Origin of the sequence: Leucobacter sp. M11, from assembly GCF_035726885.1 — a bacterium.
Lineage (GTDB): Bacteria > Actinomycetota > Actinomycetes > Actinomycetales > Microbacteriaceae > JAPFRB01.
This window is the reverse complement of the sequence record NZ_JAPFRB010000002.1, coordinates 67,016-67,376: the sequence shown is the minus strand read 5'-3', so window position 1 is coordinate 67,376 and position 361 is coordinate 67,016. Positions and strand designations below refer to the sequence as shown.

The following is a 361-nucleotide window of genomic DNA, read 5'->3' as shown; positions in this document are numbered from 1 at the left end:
AGAATGACGACGAGCGCCCCGGTGTACGAGCCGCTCGCGAAGCCGATCACATCGGGGCTCGCGAGCGGGTTCCGGGTGAGGGCCTGGAAGACGGCCCCGGAGACGCCGAGGGCGGCCCCGAAGCAGAGCGCGGCGAGGGCCCGGGGGAGCCGCCACTCCAGGAAGACGGTGTTACTGAAGCCCAGGTCCGCGCCGCCGAGGATGCTGAGGATATCCCGGAGGGGCAGCTCGTAGCGGCCGAGGAGGAGGGAGAGCGCGGCAAGCAGGATCGCGAGGAGGAAGGCGAGGCCGCCCACGGTGAGGGGGCGGGGGGCGAGGCGAGCAGAGACGGGGATCCCCAGGGGTCTGGCGCGGATCGTGC

1 protein-coding gene is annotated in these 361 nt (G+C 72.9%); it reads right to left on the bottom strand.

Annotation, left to right across the window (positions count from 1 at the left end; genetic code table 11):
• On the bottom strand, positions 1 to 361 hold a 361-nt coding region (locus tag OOT08_RS04415), incomplete at both ends, for an iron chelate uptake ABC transporter family permease subunit (RefSeq protein ID WP_325092106.1).